Annotated in this window: 17 protein-coding genes; 9 read left to right on the forward strand and 8 right to left on the reverse strand. The window is 75.6% G+C overall.

Going from position 1 to position 19,643, the window contains the following annotated elements; translation table 11 throughout:
* Positions 1 to 58 precede the first annotated feature (58 nt).
* Positions 59 to 742, forward strand: a complete 684-nt coding sequence (locus ACFYMP_RS06870) for a hypothetical protein (protein ID WP_388851657.1) — start codon at positions 59 to 61, stop codon at positions 740 to 742.
* A 78-nt stretch (positions 743 to 820) separates the two neighbouring features.
* On the opposite strand, the gene ACFYMP_RS06875 is transcribed toward ACFYMP_RS06870, so the two are convergent.
* On the reverse strand, positions 821 to 955 hold the full coding sequence (locus ACFYMP_RS06875; RefSeq protein ID WP_388851660.1) for a hypothetical protein: 135 nt from the start codon (positions 953 to 955) through the stop codon (positions 821 to 823).
* A gap of 188 nt (positions 956 to 1,143) precedes the next feature.
* Here ACFYMP_RS06875 and ACFYMP_RS06880 point away from each other — a divergent pair, with 188 nt between their 5' ends.
* Both ACFYMP_RS06880 and ACFYMP_RS06885 read left to right on the forward strand, forming a co-directional pair.
* Positions 1,144 to 2,127 carry an aldo/keto reductase gene (locus ACFYMP_RS06880; RefSeq protein WP_388851663.1) on the forward strand — a complete coding sequence of 328 codons (984 nt, stop codon included), beginning with the start codon at positions 1,144 to 1,146 and terminating at the stop codon, positions 2,125 to 2,127.
* Positions 2,128 to 2,381: 254 nt separating this feature from the next.
* A complete protein-coding gene (locus tag ACFYMP_RS06885) occupies positions 2,382 to 3,458 on the forward strand; it encodes an alpha/beta hydrolase (protein ID WP_388851666.1) in 1,077 nt (358 codons plus the stop codon).
* A gap of 87 nt (positions 3,459 to 3,545) precedes the next feature.
* Here the strand turns inward: ACFYMP_RS06885 and ACFYMP_RS06890 are convergent, their stop codons facing one another.
* Positions 3,546 to 4,229 carry a GDSL-type esterase/lipase family protein gene (locus ACFYMP_RS06890; RefSeq protein ID WP_388851669.1) on the reverse strand — a complete coding sequence of 228 codons (684 nt, stop codon included), beginning with the start codon at positions 4,227 to 4,229 and terminating at the stop codon, positions 3,546 to 3,548.
* A gap of 132 nt (positions 4,230 to 4,361) precedes the next feature.
* On the opposite strand from ACFYMP_RS06890, the gene ACFYMP_RS06895 reads away from it, so the two are divergent.
* The gene (locus tag ACFYMP_RS06895) at positions 4,362 to 5,642 is read left to right on the forward strand and encodes a WD40 repeat domain-containing protein (protein ID WP_388851672.1); all 1,281 of its coding nucleotides are present in this window, start codon (positions 4,362 to 4,364) and stop codon (positions 5,640 to 5,642) included.
* A 142-nt stretch (positions 5,643 to 5,784) separates the two neighbouring features.
* Here ACFYMP_RS06895 and serC read toward each other — a convergent pair whose 3' ends face one another.
* Positions 5,785 to 6,903: a phosphoserine transaminase gene (serC, locus tag ACFYMP_RS06900; RefSeq protein WP_388851675.1), complete on the reverse strand. Its 1,119-nt coding sequence runs from the start codon at positions 6,901 to 6,903 to the stop codon at positions 5,785 to 5,787.
* Between the two features lie 250 nt (positions 6,904 to 7,153).
* On the opposite strand from serC, the gene ACFYMP_RS06905 reads away from it, so the two are divergent.
* On the forward strand, positions 7,154 to 10,135 hold the full coding sequence (locus tag ACFYMP_RS06905; protein ID WP_388851678.1) for an FAD-binding and (Fe-S)-binding domain-containing protein: 2,982 nt from the start codon (positions 7,154 to 7,156) through the stop codon (positions 10,133 to 10,135).
* Here the strand turns inward: ACFYMP_RS06905 and ACFYMP_RS06910 are convergent, their stop codons facing one another.
* Positions 10,136 to 11,095 carry a LysR family transcriptional regulator gene (locus ACFYMP_RS06910; protein WP_388851681.1) on the reverse strand — a complete coding sequence of 320 codons (960 nt, stop codon included), beginning with the start codon at positions 11,093 to 11,095 and terminating at the stop codon, positions 10,136 to 10,138.
* Positions 11,096 to 11,188: 93 nt separating this feature from the next.
* Here ACFYMP_RS06910 and ACFYMP_RS06915 point away from each other — a divergent pair, with 93 nt between their 5' ends.
* Complete coding sequence (locus tag ACFYMP_RS06915; RefSeq protein WP_388851684.1) at positions 11,189 to 12,181, forward strand: DMT family transporter; 993 nt, start codon at positions 11,189 to 11,191, stop codon at positions 12,179 to 12,181.
* A 120-nt stretch (positions 12,182 to 12,301) separates the two neighbouring features.
* On the opposite strand, the gene ACFYMP_RS06920 is transcribed toward ACFYMP_RS06915, so the two are convergent.
* Positions 12,302 to 12,676 carry an STAS domain-containing protein gene (locus ACFYMP_RS06920; protein ID WP_388851687.1) on the reverse strand — a complete coding sequence of 125 codons (375 nt, stop codon included), beginning with the start codon at positions 12,674 to 12,676 and terminating at the stop codon, positions 12,302 to 12,304.
* A 533-nt stretch (positions 12,677 to 13,209) separates the two neighbouring features.
* Between ACFYMP_RS06920 and ACFYMP_RS06925 the strand changes: the two genes are divergently transcribed.
* Together ACFYMP_RS06925 and ACFYMP_RS06930 are read left to right on the forward strand one after the other, a co-directional pair.
* Positions 13,210 to 13,788, forward strand: a complete 579-nt coding sequence (locus ACFYMP_RS06925; protein WP_388851690.1) for a sigma-70 family RNA polymerase sigma factor — start codon at positions 13,210 to 13,212, stop codon at positions 13,786 to 13,788.
* Positions 13,785 to 14,954 (forward strand): maleylpyruvate isomerase N-terminal domain-containing protein, encoded by a 1,170-nt coding sequence (locus ACFYMP_RS06930; protein WP_388851693.1) that lies wholly within the window; start codon positions 13,785 to 13,787, stop codon positions 14,952 to 14,954. The genes ACFYMP_RS06925 and ACFYMP_RS06930 overlap by 4 nt, the downstream gene beginning before the upstream one ends.
* 21 nt (positions 14,955 to 14,975) lie before the next feature.
* Here ACFYMP_RS06930 and purU read toward each other — a convergent pair whose 3' ends face one another.
* Positions 14,976 to 15,857 carry a formyltetrahydrofolate deformylase gene (gene purU / locus ACFYMP_RS06935; RefSeq protein WP_388851696.1) on the reverse strand — a complete coding sequence of 294 codons (882 nt, stop codon included), beginning with the start codon at positions 15,855 to 15,857 and terminating at the stop codon, positions 14,976 to 14,978.
* A gap of 66 nt (positions 15,858 to 15,923) precedes the next feature.
* Entirely contained in the window at positions 15,924 to 16,424 is a 501-nt protein-coding gene (locus ACFYMP_RS06940) for a hypothetical protein (RefSeq protein WP_388852285.1), read from the reverse strand.
* A 119-nt stretch (positions 16,425 to 16,543) separates the two neighbouring features.
* On the opposite strand from ACFYMP_RS06940, the gene ACFYMP_RS06945 reads away from it, so the two are divergent.
* Positions 16,544 to 17,863 (forward strand): ABC transporter substrate-binding protein, encoded by a 1,320-nt coding sequence (locus ACFYMP_RS06945; protein WP_388851700.1) that lies wholly within the window; start codon positions 16,544 to 16,546, stop codon positions 17,861 to 17,863.
* Between the two features lie 29 nt (positions 17,864 to 17,892).
* Here the strand turns inward: ACFYMP_RS06945 and ACFYMP_RS06950 are convergent, their stop codons facing one another.
* Positions 17,893 to 19,431, reverse strand: a complete 1,539-nt coding sequence (locus ACFYMP_RS06950; protein ID WP_388851703.1) for a hypothetical protein — start codon at positions 19,429 to 19,431, stop codon at positions 17,893 to 17,895.
* Positions 19,432 to 19,643 lie beyond the last annotated feature (212 nt).

Raw genomic sequence — 19,643 nt, forward strand, 5'->3', positions numbered from 1 at the left:
GGCCGGGCCGCCGGGAAAGAGGTTGCGGGCGGGGCCGGGCACCGGCACCGTGAGCGCGATGACCTCCCACGTTCCGCATCCCGCCCCCGGTGCCGCAGGTTCGGCCGCCGCCGGTCAGTACGCCGATGACGTCCTGGAGGCCGTACGGCTCTGCGTCGACACGCTCGCCGGCGCGGCCGGGGGCGACTGGGACGTGCCCGCCGGGCCGCTCACCTGGAGTTGCCGGGACACCGCCGGGCACCTCGCCGACGACCTCTTCGCCTACGCCGCGCAGATCGGCCCGCGCACGCCTCCGCTGACCGGCGAAGTCCCGTTCCTGTGGGCGCCCTCGCAGCCGGGCGCGCCCTCCAACGCCGTGCACGCCGACCCGGGGGCGGGTGTCGCCGGCCTGCTCCAGGTGCTGGAGGCGTGCGGGGCGCTGCTCGCCGCCATGGTCCGGGTCACCCCGGACACCGTCCGCGCGCACCACGTCTTCGGACGGTCCGACGTGCGGGGCTTCGCCGCCATGGGGGTCGTCGAGACGCTCGTGCACACCGACGACATCGCGCGCGGGCTCGGCCTCGACTGGGACCCGCCCGCGCACCTCGCCGCCCGCGCCCTCGACCGGCTGTTCCCCGGCGCACCACGCGAGCGGGAGCCGTGGCCGACCCTGCTGTGGGCCACCGGACGTGGCCTCCTGCCCGGCCGGGAACGGCTCGGCGCCTGGCGCTGGGACGGCCGGCCGGAACACGAGAGGGACTGAGACGGGACGGCCCCGGTACGGCCGCGGCGGTACGACCGTTCCTGCCGCTTCCCGCCCCGCCGCTTCGCGTCACTTCTCTCAGCGCTCCCCGGCGCCCCCGCGCGGGCCGTGCCGGTCCGCCGAGGACGCGAGCGCGGCGGCGGTCTCCCCGGGGCGGTCCTCCGGCGCGTGGTGCCCCGCGCTGCCGCAGGCCACCGTCTCCAGCGAGGCCATGTGCTCGACGCACCAGCGCACCCCCGGTGTACGCCTGCCGGACGGACAGGTCCCGTTCCGGCACCAGTCGCTGGGCGAGGCCCGGCGTGCGGAACCTGCCGGAACGTTCCAGGGCCGGCGCCGACAGGTCCTTGCGGGCCAGTGGGTGGTGCGGGGGCCGGGCGGGGGGCGGCTGACAGACTGGCCTCATGGAATCGCGTGAATTCAGCAGGCTGGGACGGTCCGTCTCGACCGTCGGACTCGGCACCTGGCAGCTCGGCGCCGACTGGGGCGACGTGGACGAGAAGGACGCGCTCGCGGTGCTCGACGCCGCCGTCGAGTCCGGTGTCACCTTCTTCGACACCGCCGACGTGTACGGCGACGGCCGCAGCGAGCAGACCATCGCGGCCTTCCGCAAGGAGCGGCCCGACGTCCCCCTCATGGTCGCCACCAAGATGGGGCGCCGCGCCGACCAGATCCCCGAGAACTACGTCCTCGACAACTTCCGCCAGTGGAACGACCGTTCGCGCCGCAACCTGGGCGTCGACCGTCTCGACCTCGTACAGCTCCACTGCCCGCCCACCGCCGTGTACTCCTCGGACGAGGCGTACGACGCGCTCGACACCCTCGTCCAGGAAGAGCGGATCGCGGGCTACGGCGTGAGCGTCGAGACCTGCGCCGAGGCGCTCACCGCGATCGCGCGGCCCGGCGTCGCGAGCGTGCAGATCATCCTCAACCCCTTCCGGACGAAACCGCTCGACGAGGTGCTGCCCGCCGCGCGGGCGGCCGGTGTCGGCGTCATCGCGCGCGTCCCGCTCGCCTCGGGGCTCCTGTCGGGGAAGTACACGAAGGACACGACCTTCGCCGCCAACGACCACCGCACCTTCAACCGGCACGGGGAGGCCTTCGACCAGGGCGAGACCTTCGCCGGAGTCGACTTCGCCACCGGAGTGGAAGCGGCCCAGGAGTTCGCGGCGCTCGTCCCCGAGGGCGCCACCCCCGCGCAGACCGCGCTGCGGTGGATCGTGCAGCAGCCCGGAGTGACCACCGTCATCCCCGGCGCCCGCACCCCCGAGCAGGCCAGGGGCAACGCGGCGGCCGGGGAGCTCCCGCCGCTGTCCGAGCAGACCCTCCGGGCGATCCGCGACCTGTACGACCGGCGTATCCGCGCCCAGGTGGAAAGCCGCTGGTAAACGCCTTGGCGGCCGCCCCTCCCGGCCCGCGCGCCGCCACCACCCGGCCTCGCGCCGCGTCTTTGTCCGCCCGCCCGCGTTCCCCGGCCCCGCGTCCGGCGTGCTCCGGCCGTACGGGGAAAGACTGTGACCGTACGGGGCACGACTGTGTCCGTACGGGGCACGACTGTGTCCGTACGGGGCACGACTGTGTCCGTACGGCTGCCCCGGCGCGGGGCCGGGGCGCGGCGGACGCGGTGACGTGAGGGGAAGCGATGGGCGGAAGCGGGACGGGCCACGCGGGCGGGGCGGACGGGGCGCACGGGCCGGGCGGGGCGGAAGGGCCGGAGGCCCGTACCGTCCGGCCGGAGCCGGTCGGGCCGCCGCCGTCCTACGATCCCGAGCTGGCCGCCGAACTGGACGCCTTCGGTGAGGCGCCGCCGCCCCGCAGCCTTGAGGAACTGCCCCGGCGGCGCGCGGAACTCGACCGGATGCTGCCGCGCCCGACCCTGGAGGAGCTGCGGGCCGGCGGCAAGTACGAGGTCAGCGAGCGGGCCGTGCCCGGCCCCCCGGGCGGTCCCGAGGTGAGCCTGCTGCTGGTCCGTCCGGCCGGGCTCGCCGGCCGGGCCCTGCCCCTCGTCTACCACGCCCACGGCGGCGGGATGATCACCGGCGACCACCGGGTGAGCGTCCTGCAGATGCTCGACCCGTGGGTCGGCGGGCTCACCGTCGCCGTGGCCTCCGTCGCCTACCGGCTCGCTCCCGAGCACCCGCACCCCGCCCCCGTCGAGGACTGCTACGCGGGCCTCGTGTGGATCGCCGGGCACGCGGAGGAGGCCGGGATCGACCCCGGCCGCATCGTGCTCGTGGGCAACAGCGCGGGCGGCGGGCTCTGCGCCGCGCTCGCCCTGCTCGCCCGGGACCGCCAAGGCCCGCCGCTGCTCGGGCAGTTGCTGATGAGCCCGATGCTCGACGACCGCAACGACTCGCCCTCCGCCCGGCAGATGGCCGCCCTCGGGGTCTGGGACCGGGAGGCGAACCACCTCGCCTGGGAGGCCCTCCTCGGCGACGCGCGGGGCGGCCCCGACGTGTCCCCGTACGCCGCCCCCGCCCGCGCCACGGACCTGTCGGGACTGCCGCCCGCCTTCATCGACGTCGGCTCGGCGGAGACCTTCCGCGACGAGGACGTCGCCTACGCGAGCCGGATCTGGCGGTCCGGGGGAAGCGCCGAACTCCACGTGTGGCCCGGCGGGTTCCACGGCTTCGACGGGGTCGCGCCCGGGGCCGCGCTCACCCGGTCCGCCCTCGCCGCCCGCACCGAGTGGCTGCGGCGCCTCCTCGGGAAGACCTGAGACGCCGGGCCGGGGAGCGGCCGGACCTCCTGCGCCGTGGGGCCCTCGCGGCTGACCCGCGCGGCCGGCCGGGCGCACCGGGAACGCTCAGCGGTCCTCGTACGGCCCGCCGAGCCCCCAGCCCTGGTGCAGGGCGGTCGCGAAGGCCGCCGCGATCCTGCGCTCCCCCGAGGGGCCCGGGTGGGTGCCGTCGTAGGTGTCGCGGTGGATGTCGTAGTCCTGGGGCAGCGAGGCCAGCAGGAGCGGGGAGGACGGGGAGTCGAGTTCCGCGACGGCCTTCGCCAGCAGCGTGTTGAAGTGGTCCACCTCCTCGGCGAAGGAGTCGTCGGCCTGCGCCCGGATGTTCGGTATCACCGGCAGGACCACCGCCCGCACCCCCGGATTCGCCGCGCGCGCCTCGGCGAAGAAGCGGCGCACGTTGTCCGCGGTCTGCTCGCTGTTGGTGTAGAAACCGAGGTCGATCAGGCCCAGCGCGACCAGCAGGACCTGCGCCTTCCCGCCGCGTACCGCGTCCCCGACCAGCGGCACCATGTGCTGCCAGCCCTCGCCCCAGCCCGCGAGATGACGGCGGGCGTGCAGCGGCCAGTCCTCGTCGGCGTAGGCGTACGAGACGGGCGCGTCGGCCGAGGGGTCGTACAGGCCGTCGCGCGGCCCCACGATCTTGAACGGGCCGCCGAAGGAGGCGCCGAGATGCTGCCACATGCGGTAACGCCAGGTGTGGTCGCCGGCCCGCCCGATGGTCTGGCTGTCGCCGACGAAGAGAAAACGCATGGGCAACATCATCCGGGATTCCGGCCGCGCCCGGCCCCCACCCGCGAGGTGACGATCGCCACGGCGGCCCCTCCCGGGCGGCCCCGCCGGTACCGGCCGCACCCACCCCGGACGGCTTGGGAGACTGGCCCCATGCGCCCACGCACGTTCCGCCGCCGCGTCGACCGCCGTCCCGCCGACCGCCCCCGCTCTGAAGGGGGCCGCCCCCACTCCGAGGCGCCCCGCCCCGGCTCCGAGGCGCCCCGCCCCGGCTCCGAGGCGCCCCACCCCCACTTCGAGGCGCCCCACCCCCGCTCCGAGGCGCTCCGCGTCCCGCGTGCCGGCCGGGGCCCCGCCCTCCTCGCCGCCCTGCTGCTGACCCTCGCGGCAGCCCTGACCGGGGCGCTCGGCGCACCCGCGACGCCCGCCCGCGCCGACGACGGCGGGCACGAGGCGTTCACCATCGAGGACCCGCGCGTCACCGAGTCCAGCGGTCTCGCCGCGAGCACCCTGCACCCGGGCGTGTACTGGACGCACAACGACAGCGACGACGGCCCCTACGTGTACGCCGTCGACAGCCGCACCGGCCGCACCGTCGCCCGCGTCACCCTCACCGGGATCGGCGCCCCGCGCGACGTCGAGGCCGTCTCCATCGGCCCCGGCCACCAGATCTACCTCGGCGACATCGGCGACAACCTCGGCGGGAAGTGGCCCCACGTGTGGATCTACCGCTTCCCCGAACCGAAGGAACTGCGCGACCAGACCCTGCGCGCCACCCAGTTCACCGTCCAGTACGCCGACGGGCCCCGCAACGCCGAGGCGCTGATGGTCCACCCCCGGACCGGCCGCGTCTACATCGCGTCGAAGAAGGAGGACGGCGGCGCGCTCTACGAAGGCCCCCGCACCCTCTCCGCGCACGGCACCAACGTCTTCCGCAAGTTGGCCCCCGTCGACCTGTGGGTCACCGACGGCGCCTTCTCCCCGGACGGCCGGCAGCTCTCCCTGCGCGGCTACTTCGGCGGCCAGTCCTACGCCTGGAACGACGGCCGGCCCAAGGCCGAGGGGCGGCTCTCCGTCCCGCTGCAACGCCAGGGCGAGTCCATGACGTACACCCCGGACGGTACGACGCTCATGTACGGCTCCGAGGGCGAGCACAGCGAGGTGCGGCCCGAACCCGTGAAGGGCGCGCGCCAGGGGGACGCGTCCACCGCGCCGCCCGGCGAGAAGGGCGGCGCGCACCCGCCCGGCGACAAGGACCACCAGGGCGACCGGGGCGAAGGGAGCGCGCGGGACGGCGACGGCGCGAGCTTCGACGCGGACTTCTCCAAGGTCGCCGTCGTGTTCGTCGTCGCCCTCGGCGTCGTCCTCGTCGGCAAACGGCTCCTCGGCGGCGGTCGCGGAGGCGGTCGCGGCGGCCGCCGGGGAGGCCACTGACCGCAGGCCCGCCCCCTCACCCGGCGTACGACGCACCCGGCGTACGAGGAACGGCCCTTTCCCGTACAGCCGTACGGGAAAGGGCCGTTCGTCCCGCCCATCTGGACCGGGGAGGCCGGGGAGCGGCCTCACCCGCCCCGGGTCAGAGGCGCTCGATGACGTAGTCCACGCACTTCGTGAGGGCCTCGACGTCCGCCGGGTCCACGGCCGGGAACATCGCGACGCGCAGCTGGTTGCGGCCCAGCTTGCGGTACGGCTCGGTGTCCACGACGCCGTTGGCGCGCAGCGCCTTCGCCACGGCGGCGGCGTCCACGTCCTCGCTGAAGTCGATCGTGCCGATGACGGCCGAGCGCTTCGCCGGGTCGGCCACGAAGGGGTTCGCGTACTTCACGTCCTCCGCCCAGCCGTACAGCGTGCGCGCCGAGGTCGCGGTGCGCCGCACCGCCCAGTCCAGACCGCCCTGGCCGTTGAACCAGTCGAGCTGCTCGGCGAGCAGGAACAGCGTGGAGAGCGCCGGGGTGTTGTACGTCTGGTTCTTGCGGGAGTTGTCGATCGCCGTCGGCAGGCTGAAGAACTCCGGGACGTGCCGGCCCGAGGCGTGCACGCGCTCGGCGCGCTCGATCGCCGCCGGGGAGAACACGCCGATCCACAGGCCGCCGTCGGAACCGAAGTTCTTCTGCGGGGCGAAGTAGTAGACGTCGCTCTGCGCGATGTCGACCGGCAGGCCGCCCGCGCCCGAGGTCGCGTCCACCAGGACGAGGGAACCCTCGTCGGCGCCCGCGACGCGCTTGACCGGCGCCGCGACCCCGGTCGAGGTCTCGTTGTGGGTCAGCGCGTACACGTCGACCCCGGCCTCGGCGACCGGCTCCGGGTGGGTGCCCGGGTCGGAGCTGATGACGCTCGGCTCGGCGAGCCACGGCGCGAGCTTCGACGCCTTCGCGAACTTGGAGGAGAACTCGCCGAAGCTCAGGTGCTGCGACTTGTTCTCGATCAGCCCGTGGGTCGCGACGTCCCAGAACGCCGTGGAACCGCCGTTGCCCAGGATCACCTCGTACCCCTCGGGCAGCTGGAAGAGGTCGCGCACCCCGTCCCGGACCCGGCCCACGAGCTTCTTCGCGGGGGCCTGGCGGTGGGAGGTGCCGAGCAGGGAGGTTCCGGTGGCGGCCAGCGCGTCCAGCGCCTCCGTCCGCACCTTGGAGGGGCCCGCGCCGAAACGGCCGTCGGCGGGCTTGATGTCAGCGGGAATCTGGATCTCAGCCACGTCGCGAGCGTAGTACCTCCCGGCGGCCCCGCGCCCCGGGCGTCCGTCGGATGAGACGAAGCCCCCGGACGGCGGGATGGTGGAATCGTCCCTGCAAGGCGGGGCGAACCGGGGCGAACTCCCCTGCGCGCAAGGGGCGGGGACGGGGACGGATGCGGGCCACGTCACGCCCGGACGCCGCCCGGCACCGCCCCGGGGGCGTCCGGCGCCGTCCCCTGCCGTCCGCCTCTCCTGTGATCTCCTGGGAGGCATGGCGGACTTCGCGCACCGGGGCGGCAGCGGCGGGACGACGGCGGGCCGGGCCCCGGACACGGACACGGACACGGGCACGGACACGGGCACGGGCACGGATACGGGCACGGGCGCCGGCGCGGACCCGGAGGCGCTGCGCCGGGACCTGGCCGCCGCCGTGCGCGGCCCCGTCGACTTCTCCGTCACCGCGCGGGCCCTCACCACCATGGACGCCTCCAACTACCGGCGGGTGCCGCTCGGCGTGGTCGCGCCACGGGACGCCGAGGACGTCGCGGCCGTCCTCGCGGTGTGCCGGGAGCACCGGGTGCCCGTCCTGGCGCGCGGCGGCGGCACCTCGATCGCCGGTCAGGCCACCGGGACCGGCGTCGTCCTCGACTTCACCCGGCACCTGAACCGCCTCCTCGACCTCGACCCCGGCACCCGTACCGCCCGCGTCCAGCCGGGACTCGTCCTCGACACGCTGCGCACGGCGGCGAGCGGACACGGGCTGACCTTCGGCCCCGACCCCTCGACACACGCCCGCTGCACCCTCGGCGGGATGATCGGCAACAACTCCTGCGGCGCCCACTCCGTCGCCTGGGGCACGACCGCCGACAACGTCGAGAGCCTCGACGTGCTCGCCGCCGACGGCACCGCGTACCGCCTCGGCCGGGGCTGGGCGGGCGGCGCGCCCGACGGGCTGCGGGCCCTGGTCGAGGACAACCTCGCGCTGCTGCGCACCGGCTACCCCGCACTGCCGCGCCGCATCTCCGGGTACGCCCTCGACGCGCTGCTGCCCGAGCACGGCACCGGCCTCGCCCGCGCCTTCTGCGGCAGCGAGGGCACCCTCGGCGTCCTCACCGAGGCCACCGTCCGCCTCGTCGAGGCGCCCAGGACCCGCGCCCTCGCCGTCCTCGGGTACGCCGACGAGAGCGCCGCCGCCGAGGCCGCGCCCGGCCTCCTGCCGTACGGGCCGCTCACCGTCGAGGGCATGGCCGCCGACCTCGTGCCCGACCCCTCGGGGCTGCCCCGGGGCGCGGCCTGGCTGTTCGTGGAGACCGGCGGGGACACCCCCGCCGAGGCCCGCCACCGCGCCGGGGAGATCGTCCGGGCCGCCGACGCGCTCGGCTCCCGGCTCGTGACCGGCCCCGCGGACCAGCGCGCGCTGTGGCGCGTCAGGGAGGACGCCGCCGGGACGGCGACCCGGGGGCCCGGCGGCACCGAGGCGTGGCCCGGCTGGGAGGACTGCGCGGTGCCGCCCGCCCGGCTCGGCCCCTACCTGCGGGAGTTCCGCGCGCTGCTCGCCGCGCACGGGCTGCGCGGCACGCCGTACGGGCACTTCGGCGAGGGCTGCGTGCACGTGCGCGTCGACTTCGACCTGCTCAGCCGCGAGGGCGTCGCCGTCTTCCGCCGCTTCTCCGAGGAACTCGCCGCGCTCGTCGTCGCGCACGGCGGTTCCCTGTCCGGCGAGCACGGCGACGGGCAGGCCCGCGCCGAACTCCTCCCCGCGATGTACGGGCCCGAGCTGACCGGCCTGTTCGCCCGGGTCAAGGCCGTGTGGGACCCGGAGGACCTGCTCAACCCGGGCATCCTGGTGCGGCCCGCGAAACTGGACGAGAACCTGCGCTTCGCGCCGCTGCCCCGGCACCCCGTCGACGTCGAGTTCGGCTACCCGCAGGACGGCGGGGACTTCTCCGCCGCCGTACGCCGCTGCGTCGGCGTCGCCAAGTGCCGTGAGCCGGGCGGCGCTTCGGGCGGGCCCTCGACCGGGCCCGGCGTCATGTGCCCCTCGTTCCGGGCGACCGGCGAGGAGGAGCACTCGACGCGCGGCCGGGCCCGGCTGCTGCACGAGATGCTCGCCGGGGACCTCGTCACCGACGGCTGGCGCTCCACCGAGGTCCGCGACGCCCTCGACCTGTGCCTGTCCTGCAAGGGCTGCCGCTCCGACTGCCCGGCCGGCGTCGACATGGCCACGTACAAAGCCGAGTTCCTGCACCACCACTACGCCGGGCGCCGCCGCCCCGCGAGCCACTACACGCTGGGCCGGCTGCCCCGCCTGCTGCGGCTGTCCGCGCCCCTGGCCCGGCAGGTCAACGCGGCGGCCCGGCCACGACCGCTCGCCGCCCTCGCCAAACGCCTCGCCGGGATCTCCCCGGCGCGCGACATCCCGCCACTCGCGCCCCGCCCCCTCGTCCCGCGCCGGGGGGAGGTCCCGGGCGCCGGGCACCCGGACGCGACGGTGTGGCTGTGGCCCGACACCTTCACCCAGTACCTGAGCCCGCGGGTCGGCCGCGCCGCCCTGACCGTCCTCGCCGACGCGGGCGTCCCCACGCGCCTGGAGGCCGACTGGGTCAGGAAGGGCGCCGTGTGCTGCGGACTGACCTACGTCTCCACCGGACAGCTCGGCCTCGCCCGCTCCGCCATGCGCCGCACCCTCGACACCCTCGGCGACCTGCCCCGCGCAGAGGACTTCCGGCTCCTCGTCCTCGAACCGAGCTGCGCCGCGACCCTCCGCACCGACCTCCCGGAACTGCTCCCCGACGACCCGCGCGCCGCCGGACTGGCGGACAGGGTACGGACGTTCGCGCAGATCCTGGAGGAGCGGGCCGCGCCCGGCTGGCGGCCGCCCCGGCTGGACGCGCCCGTCGTCGGCCAGACCCACTGCCACCAGCACGCCGTGCTCGGCGACACCGCCGACCGCCGTCTGCGGGAACGGACCGGGCTGAGCGGTGAGCTGAGCGGCGGCTGCTGCGGCCTCGCGGGCAACTTCGGCTTCGAGAAGGGGCACGAGGAGGTCTCCGCCGCCTGCGCCGAGGACCGCCTCCTGCCCGCGCTGCGCACGGCGCCCGGGAACTCCCTCGTCCTCGCCGACGGCTACTCCTGCCGCACCCAGATCGGCCACTTCGGCGAGGGGCGCCACGCCCGGCACCTCGCGGAGGTGCTGGCGGCGGCGATCGACGGGGGCGGGGACGGCACGCCCGCTCGGCGCGCGGAGCCCTGATCAGCGCGCGGAGCCCGGAGCCGAGTCGCCCGCCCGCGTGACCTCCCGGGCCAGCGCGATCAGTTCGGCCACCTCCGGGCGTACCGGGCCGGTCCTGCGGGCCAGGGAGACGGTCAGCGGCGGGGCGTCCGCCAGGGGCAGGTAGACGACGCCGGGGTGCGGGTGCACGCCCTGCGTGGCCCGCGCGGTCACCCCCACCGCGAGGCCCGCCGCGATCGCCGCGAGCCAGTCGTCGGTGTTCGCGACCGTCAGCGTCGAACCGGGACCGGCGCCCGGCGGCCACAGGTCCGTCGTCGTCGTGCCCGAGACCGTGTTGAGGGCCAGGGTGTACGGCGCGAGATCGGCGAGGACCAGCGAGCGGCGGCCCGCCACCGGACTGTCCGAGGGGACCGCCGCGACGCGCGGCTCCGTGTACAGCTCGACCGTGACCAGCCCCGGCGCGGTGACCGGCCCGCGCAGCAGCGCGAGGTCCACCTCGCCCTGCGTCAGCCCGGCCGTACGGTCGTCGATCCGCAGCAGCTCCAGCGGCAGGCCCGGACGCGTCTCGTGCCAGCGGCGCAGCAACGGCGTCGTGTACGGGCCGGCCGCCGACCACGCGTGCCCCAGCCGCAGCGGACGCGGCGAGCCCGCCGTGCCCACCGCCTGCGCGAAGGCCGCGACCGCGACGGCCGCCCGCTCCCGGAAGGCCCGGCCCTCCGCCGTCAGGACGAGATGGTGCGTGGAGCGGTCCACCAGGCGCAGCCCGAGCGCCCGCTCCAGCCGGGCCAGGGTGCGGGAGACCGCCGGCTGCCCCACCCGCAGCCGGGCCGCGGCGCCCGTCACACTGCCCTCCTCGGCGATCGCGAGGAAGCAGCGCAGGTGCCGGATCTCCAGTGTCTCGGGGGACGCGGAGGAGGCGGGCGGGGTCACGGCACCTCCCGGGCGGCGCGGCACGGGCGGGCACAGCACCCGCACGCTCATTCCTTGTGAGCATAACCACAGCCCGCCGGGCATTTCACGCGTGCGTCCCCGCGCCCTACCGTGGCCCGGCGGGACGGGTCGAAAGGCGGAGGCATGGGAGCGGCATGGGGCGAAGGGGCCGAGGCGGCCGCCGTCGCACAGCCCGAGGTGGCGGGCGAGGTGCGGGCGGCGCGCGGGCGCGGGCTGCCGGGGCGCGGCCGGGGCCGCGGGGACGGCACCGGCAACCTGGGGCAGGTCGGTCTCGTCCTCGGCGGCTGCGTGTCCGTGCAGTTCGGCGGAGCGCTCGCGGTGAGCCTCATGCCGAGGACCGGGCCGCTCGGCATCGTCGCGATCCGCCTCGTGGTCGCCGCCGTCGTCCTGCTGGTGGTGTGCCGGCCGGGGCTGCGCGGCTACCGGCGCGCCGACTGGGGCACCGTCCTCGCCTTCGGCCTCGCGATGTCCGCGATGAACGGCCTCTTCTACCAGGCCGCCGACCGTATCCCGCTCGGTCTCGCCGTGACCTTCGAGGTGCTCGGCCCGCTCGTGCTGTCCGTGGTGGCCGCACGCCGCCTCGTCAGCGTCCTGTGGGCGGCGCTCGCGCTGCTCGGCATCTTCCTGCTCAGCGGGACGGGCATGAGCGACATCGACCCGGTGGGCGTCGCCTTCGCGCTCGGCGCGGGCGCCATGTGGGCCGCGTACATCGTCTTCAGCGCCCGCACCGGGCGGCGCTTCCCGCAGGCGGACGGGCTCGCCCTCGCGATGGGCGTGGGCGCCGTGCTGATCCTGCCCTTCGGCATCGCCCAGGCCGGGGACGCGCTGCTCGTACCGAGCACCGTCGGGCTCGGGGCGGCCGTCGCGGTGCTCTCCTCGGTCCTGCCCTACACCCTCGAACTGATCGCGCTGCGGCGGCTGCCCGCCTCGGCCTTCGCGGTCCTCATGAGCCTGGAGCCGGCCGTGGCCGCCCTCGCGGGCTTCCTCGTCCTGTCGCAGTCGCTGTCCTGGACCGAGGCGGCGGCGATCACCCTCGTCATCGCGGCGAGCGTCGGCGCGGTACGCAGCCAGAGCCGCCCCGCGCCCCGCGAGGCCCCCGCCGGGGAGAGACCGTGACGCCGGGCGGCGGTTCTGCGCTCCAGGGGGCATCGGGCGGCGGCCCCGCGCTCAGGCGGCGGCTCTCCGCTCAGGCGGACACGCCGGTCTCAGGCGGTCACCGGGGCGGCGGCTCTCCGTTCAGGCGGACATCGGGCGGACGCGCTCGTCCAGGGCCGTCGTGACGTCCGGGTAGACGTCGAAGAGGCGGCGCACACCGAGCGCCGCGAGTACCCGGTTGACGTGCGAACCCTCCTCCGCGCCCCGGGCCGGCAGCACGACGCGCAGGCTCCCGTGGCACGAGCGCATCAGGCGGCGCGCGGCGATCATGACGCCGACCCCGCTCGAATCGCAGAAGAAGACCTCGGACAGGTCGAGGACGACGCTGTGCCGGCCCTCCGCCACCGCCTCGTGGACACGCTGGCGCACCGCGGGCGAGGAGACCAGATCCATCTCGCCCGACACGCGCAGCACGGCCCAGCCGTCCCGCTCCTCGTCGGTCACCTGGAATGACACGTCTCACGCCTTCCGCTCGACGACCCGGGCCCGGCCGCCCGAGCGCGCGTACCGAACCCCGTACGACCGGTCCTCGCGCGAACCGGCCCCCGTTCGGGCCGGCCCTGTGCGGCCGGCCCCGGCCCCCGGCCCCCGTAGTACTGGAATCTCACGTTCCGTTTCCGTTCTCCGGTGCAACCGGCGACTGCCCGGCTGCGCTTCCCCGAAACCGCCGTGTACGCCATCACACTCTCCGGGCCGAGTGTGGTTCCGCAGGGCCACATACGGTCAGACGCCGATCGGTATCGGTCAGGTTCAGTCGACTGTGGAGGGTTCTCGTCCGTACAAATCGGCTGAACGAGGCATTCCGGGTTCCCTTTACCAGTTTCAGCGTCTCAGAGTGCCGACATTGCCGTAAAGGACGCCGTCACGGTCCGGACGGCCCTTACATTCGGGCCACAGGTGTGGATGATGGGCCTGTGACCGGTGCGGGGGCCGGCGGGAGGGACGTCGCCACGGGCGGCGCGCACAGCCAGCCAGGGGGACGGATTCCGATGGAAGCGCCAGGCCGCTGGGACCGGACGATGCGGCAGCGGCTCGTCCGCGGCGAGGCGGCGGCGCTCGGCGAGCTGTACGACCGGTACGCCTCCCTCGTGCACGGGCTCGCCCACCGCGTCCTGTCCGAGGAGCACGCCGCCGCCCAGGTCACCCACGACGTGTTCGCCCGCGTCTGGGAGCGCCCGGAGCGCTACGACCCCGACCGCGAGCCGCTGCGCACCCACCTCGCCGACCTCGCCAGGACCGAGGCGGTGCGCCGGCTGCGGCAGAGCGAGACCGCGTCCCCGGCCGGCCCCTGCCCCGGCGGCGAGGACGGCAGGGCCCAGGCCGCGGAGGACAGAATCCGCGAGGCCGCGGCCGCCGCCCGCGCCGACTACATCGTGACCGCCATGCCGGCCCCGCTGCGCGCCGCGCTCCGGCGGGCGTACTTCGGACGCCGCGACTACCGGCAGACCGCCGCCGACCTGGACATCACCGAGGAGGAGGCGGCGCGCCGGCTGCGCCTGGGCCTCCAGCTCCTGGCCACCGCCCACGACGCGCCGGTGCCCGCCGCCCCCGGGGAGGACCCGCGATGACCGGGCGACGGCCGCCCGGTTCCGGCGAGGGCACACCGGGCGCGGACGAAGGGGCGCTCGATCACGGGGTGCTCAAGTCGCTGCTGGGCGCCTGGGCCCTGTCGGCGTGCCCCGCCCCCGAGGCGCTCGCCGTGGAGGCCCACCTCGGCGAGTGCGGCCCGTGCGCCGAGGAGGCGCTGCGGCTGCGCGACGCCGTGGGCCTCCTGCACCCCGAGGAGAGCCTCGACCTCGACCCCAAGCTGCGCTCCCGCGTCCTGCTGCGCTGCCTCGACCGCAGGCCGCCCCGCGTGCCCGTACCGGAGTGGGCCGTGCCCTACGACACCGAGACCGCGCGGCTCGACGCGCTGCTCCAGTCCCTCGGCGACGCCGACTGGCACACGCCCGTGCGACTGCGCTGGTACGAGAACGGCGGCCCCGCCCGGCGCCGCACCACCGTGGCCGGAGTCATCAGCCACCTGCTGGCCGTCGACGGGCTCGTCGCGACCGCGCTCGGACTGCCCGACCCGCTCGGCGACCGGGCGCCCGGCATCCCCGCACCGCCCGGGGAACGCACCGAGGCGTACTGGAGCGCCTCCGGGCGGCCGCCCACCCGCGCCGAGTACCGGCCCTGGCGCGGACAGAGCCACGCCCTCGTGCGCGCCGTGTCCGCCGAGGGGGAGGGGACCGGCTCCGGGCCGCTGCCCGTGTCCTACGGCGGGTTCACGCTGCCGCTGCGGGACGCGCTCGTCGAGCGGGCCTTCGAGTGCTGGGTGCACGCGAGCGACATCGCCGAAGCCGTCGACTACCCCTACGACCCGCCCCCGGGACCGCACCTGCACCGCATGATCGACCTGGCCACCGCGCTCGTCCCGCACGCCCTCGCCGCGCTGCCCGAGCCCGCCGCGGAAGGACCCGCGCCCCCAGACCGGGCCCGGCGCACCCTGCGGCTCGACATAGAGGGACCGGGCGGCGGCGAGTGGCGCATCGCGGTCGACCCGAAGGAACCGGGACGCCTCGACACACGGGCCCCGTACGAGGACGTCGCCCAGGTACGCCTGGACGGCGTCGAGTTCTGCATGCTCGCCGCCGGGCACCTGGCGCCCGAGGAGGCCGCCGCCGGACAGGAGGGCGACCGCTCCGTCGTCCGCCGCGTCCTCACCGCGACCGCCTCGCTCAGCCGCCTGTAGCGGGGCGGCGCCGCGCCGGGTTCAGGCGAAGACGACCGTGCGGCGGCCGTTGAGCAGGATGCGGTGCTCGGCGTGCCACTTCACGGCGTGGGCCAGCGCCCGGCACTCCACGTCCCGGCCGGTCGCCACGAGCTGCTCCGGGGTCACGCCGTGGTGCACCCGCTCGACCTCCTGCTCGATGATCGGCCCCTCGTCGAGGTCCGCCGTCACGTAGTGCGCGGTCGCCCCGATCAGCTTGACGCCCCGGGCGTGCGCCTGGTGGTAGGGCTTGGCGCCCTTGAAGCTCGGCAGGAAGGAGTGGTGGATGTTGATGATCCGGCCGCTGAGCCGCTTGCACAGATCGTCGGACAGCACCTGCATGTACCGGGCGAGGACGACGAGTTCCACCTCCTCCTCGCGCACCAGATCCAGCAGCCGCCGCTCCGCCTCGGCCTTGCCGTCCTTCGGCACCGGGATGTGGTGGAAGGGCACGCCGTAGCCGCCCACCAGCTCCTCGAAGTCCGTGTGGTTGGAGACGACGGCCGCGATCTCCACCGGCAGCGCGCCGATCCGGGAACGGAACAGCAGGTCGTTGAGGCAGTGCCCGAACTTGCTGACCATCAGCACGATCCGCATGCGGTCGCTGTCCCGGTGGATCTGCCAGTCCATCCGGAAGGAGTCGCCGATCGCCGCGAAACTCGCCCGCAGCTTCTCCAGCGTCACCGGGTCCTCGGCCGAGAACAGCACCCGCATGAAGAACAGGCCCGTGTCCGCGTCCCCGAACTGCTGGCTGTCCTCGATGTTCGCCCCGGTCATGAACAGGTAGCTCGACACGGCGTGCACGATGCCCTGTTTGTCGGGGCAGGACAGGGTCAGCACGTACGAGGAGACGGCGGGGGCGGACGCGGCGGGCTGTTCAGTCATGCCCGCCAGAATCCCACATCGCCACCCCCCGCGGCGGCGCGTCTCACCGGCCGGCGCCCCGGCCCCTCACCCGGTGCGGACGAGAGCCCGCAGCGCCTCCAGGGAGCGCGGCGCCTCCTCCGGGTCGTCCCCGTCCGCCACGGCGAGACGCACGTGCGCCTCCCGGCAGGCGAGGACCGCCGCGGGCCAGTCCGGGTGCTGGAGGTACGCGGCCGGCGGGGCGTCCGGGCCGACCTGATGCAGGATGCGCAGGACCCGCAGCACGGCGGTGTCCACGAGGGCCGCCTCCGCGCCGTCCCGGAACACCGCGCCGATGTACTTCTCGGCCGGCCAGTTGTCCAGCCAGGTGTCCTCCACCAGCCGGTAGACCGCGTCGGTCACGTCCCCGTACCCCTCGCGCCCGGCGAGCCAGGTCTCCTGCTGGAACACCGGGTCGGAGAGCATGTGCAGCGCGGAACGCACGGTACTGCGCCAGCGCCACCACGGCATGTCGTTGAGTGGCATGCCCCCCATGGTGGCGGAGCGGCGGGTACGACGGGAAGAGCTTTCCGAGCTTTGCACGGTCAGTGATCGTACGTTCCCGGCCGGCCGCGCACCGAGCCGCACCCCGCTGTTCATCCGTACGTCACGGCGTGTTGACCGCGGGTGACCCGGGCATTGGCACGCCGCGGACAGGCTGCGGGCCCATGACGACCGGCCCCCGACGCCCCTTCCCCGCCGCGCCCCGACCACCCGGTGCCGCCCCCGCCGCGCGGCGGGGGCGCACCCGGCTGCGGACCGCCGCCGCGCTCGCCTGCGCGGGCGCCGCGCTGCTGTCCGGCTGCGGACTGCTGCCCGGCGGCGCGGACGCCGACGGACCCGTCACCGTCATGACCTGGGCCCCGCAGAAGTCCTCCGGGACCAAGCTGCCCGGGATGACGGCGACCGCCCGCGCCGTGGAACGCTGGGTCAACGCGCGCGGCGGGATCAACGGCCGCCGGCTGCGCGTTCTGACCTGCGACGAACGCGGCGACGCGGTCGCCGCGGCGGGCTGCGCGCGGCGCGCCGTCCGCGAGCGGGCCGTCGCCGTCGTCGGCTCCTACAGCGAGCACAGCGAAGCCGTGCTCTCCCCGCTCGCCATCGCCGGCATCCCCTACGTCGGCGGCTACGGCATCACCCCCGCGGAGTTCACCGACCAGATCTCCTACCCGGTCAACGGCGGACTGCCCGCCCTCCTCGCCGGAGCGGGCGGCCAGCTCGCCGGAACCTGCGCCAAGGTGGCCCTCGTGCGGCCCGACACCCTCGTCGGCGACCCCTGGGCCCGCCTCCTGGGCACCGGCCTCGCCGCGCACGGCGGCACCGCCGTTGACCTTCCCGTCTCCACCGACCTGTCCGACTACACGCCGCAGGCCCAGCAGGCCCTGCGGCAGGCCCGTACCGCGCCCCCGGGACGGGGCTGCGTGGCCGCCGTACTCGGCGGACGCACCGCCACCTTCTTCGACTCCTTCCGCCGCCTCGCCCCCGAGGGCCCCGGCGTGCGGATCTCCTCCGTGCTCGGCAGCGTCGACCAGGCGCTCCTCGACCGCTCGGGCGGCGCCTCGGGCCCGTACGAAGGGGCGGACGTCACCGGCTGGTACCCGGCCGCCGACGACCCGCGCTGGGAACCGATGCGCGAGGTCGTCAAGAAGTACGCCTTCGGCGACAACCGGGTCGACCCCGCCGACGCCGGGGTGCAGACCACCTGGGTCGCCTACACCGTGCTGCGCGCCGCCGTCGCCTCGCTCAAGAACGGCCCCGTCACGGCCGCCACCGTCAGGAAAGCCCTCGACAACGGCCTGAGCGTCCCCACCGGCGGACTGACCCCCACCCTCAACTGGCGCACCGGAGAAGCCCGCACGGTGATCGGCTACCCCCGCATGATCAACCCCCGCGTCACCTTCCAGACCGTCCGCGAAGGCCGCCTGAGCGCCCCGGAGAAGGGCCCCACCACGACGGACACCACGAAAACCCTGGAATCAGCCCGCTGACGGCCCCCGCAAGTCCAGGCCCCCGGCCCCTACAACTGGCTCTTGTCCCGCTCGCTCAACCCGTACCGCTTGGCGATCGCGTTCCACAGCCCCGCCGCCTCCTGCTTCGCGGACGTCGCCTGACCGCTCGCCCGGTCCCCCGCGGCCCGCTGCCCCGAGGCCCTCGGGTGACCGCCCCGGCAACCGCCGCTCGCCCAGTTCGCGTAGTGCGAGTCGGCCGTGGCCGACGCCTTCCAGGCCCGGTTGAGCGCGGCCGTCAGCCGGTCGTGCTGCGGGAGCTTGTCGACCGGGAGCGAACCAAGCCGCGTCACCAGTTCGTTGCGCTGCTTCGCGGCGCCCCGCAGATCGCTCGCGGCCTGGCCGAGCGCCTTGCACTGCCCGATGTTGGCGACCGAGCGCACCACGGCGTCCCGGCTGTTGTTGCTGTCCCCGAGCAGCTTGTCCAGCGCCACCGCCTGCTCCTTGACGGGATCGGCGGACGGCGAGGGCTTCGGCTGCTCCTCCTGCTTCTTCCCCTCGTCGCCGCCCTCGTCGGCGGTCGGGGCGGTCGCGGACACGGCGGACGTCTTCGGGGAGTCCTCGTCGCCCCCGCCGCCCAGCAGCGCGCCCACGCCGAGCCCGGCCCCGACCAGGACGACCAGACCGGTGACCGCGGCGATCACGAGGTTCTTCCGCTTCCCGTCCTCCCCGCCCGAGCGCCGCCCGCCACCGGACCGGGGCGGCTGCCCGTACCCGCCGTCCTGCCCGTAGCCGGGCTGCTGTCCGTAACCGGGCTGCTGTCCGTAGGGAGGAGGGGTCTGGCCGTACGGGGGAGGGGTCTGGCCGTAAGGGGGCGGCGGGGCCTGGCCGGGGCCGCCCGGCGCGACCACGGGCATCTGCTGCGTGGACCCGTCCTCACCGAAGGCGCCGGGGCCCTGCGGGCTCTCGGTCCGGAAGAGGTTGTCGAACTCGGCCGGGGGCTGCGTCCGGCTCTCCCCGTACGGGGACGGGCCGCCCGGCTCCGCCGGTACCGGCGGGAGGTACTGCGTGGACTGCTGGTCCGGGCCCGGCTGCGCCCCGGGCCGCACCCGGCCGAGATAGGCCGTCGCCTGATCGGTGTTCCCCGGCGGCGGCGCACCGGGGCCGGGGCCCTGAACGGGAGAGGGGCCGCCGGGCACGGGCGGGATGTACTGCGTCGCCTCCGAGTCCGCGCCGAAGGCACCCGGGCCGCCGGCCGGGCCCGGATCGCCGGGTATGGGAGGTATGTACTGGGTGGCGTCGGAGTCGGACCCGCCCGCCCCGTGGACCGGCGGCACCGGGCCCGCGCCCTGGGGCGCGGCGTAACCGCCGTCACCGTAGGGGTACTGCGGAGGCTGGGCGGGCGGCCGGCCGTGCTGAGGCTGCGGATACCCGTAGCCCGGTGCCCGCTGCGCGTCGGCGGGCGGCGGGCCCCACGGGGTCCCGCCCGAGGGCGTCGCCGTCGGCCCCGGCGTCAGCGGTGCGCCGCCGTCCGCCGGCAGCACGACCCCTTCGCGCGCCTGCCGACCGTCGGAAGGACGCGGCTCTCCGCCATGACCGCTCTGCGCCACCGGAACTCCTACGAATGGGGGACCCTCGGAATCGTCGGCTCACGCTACCCGGTCGCCGGGTACCCCCACCACGCAGCACCAACCCCCGGACGCCGGGCGGCGCCGCCAAACTCCCTTACCCCGCAGGCCGGAAGCGGGCCGGGCGGCCGGGAGCGGCGGGGCGGCCGGGCCGCTTCGCCACCCGCCCGCCCCGCCCTGGTGCCGCCCCCGCC

The organism is Streptomyces sp. NPDC007088 (assembly GCF_042869355.1).
Lineage (GTDB): Bacteria > Actinomycetota > Actinomycetes > Streptomycetales > Streptomycetaceae > Streptomyces.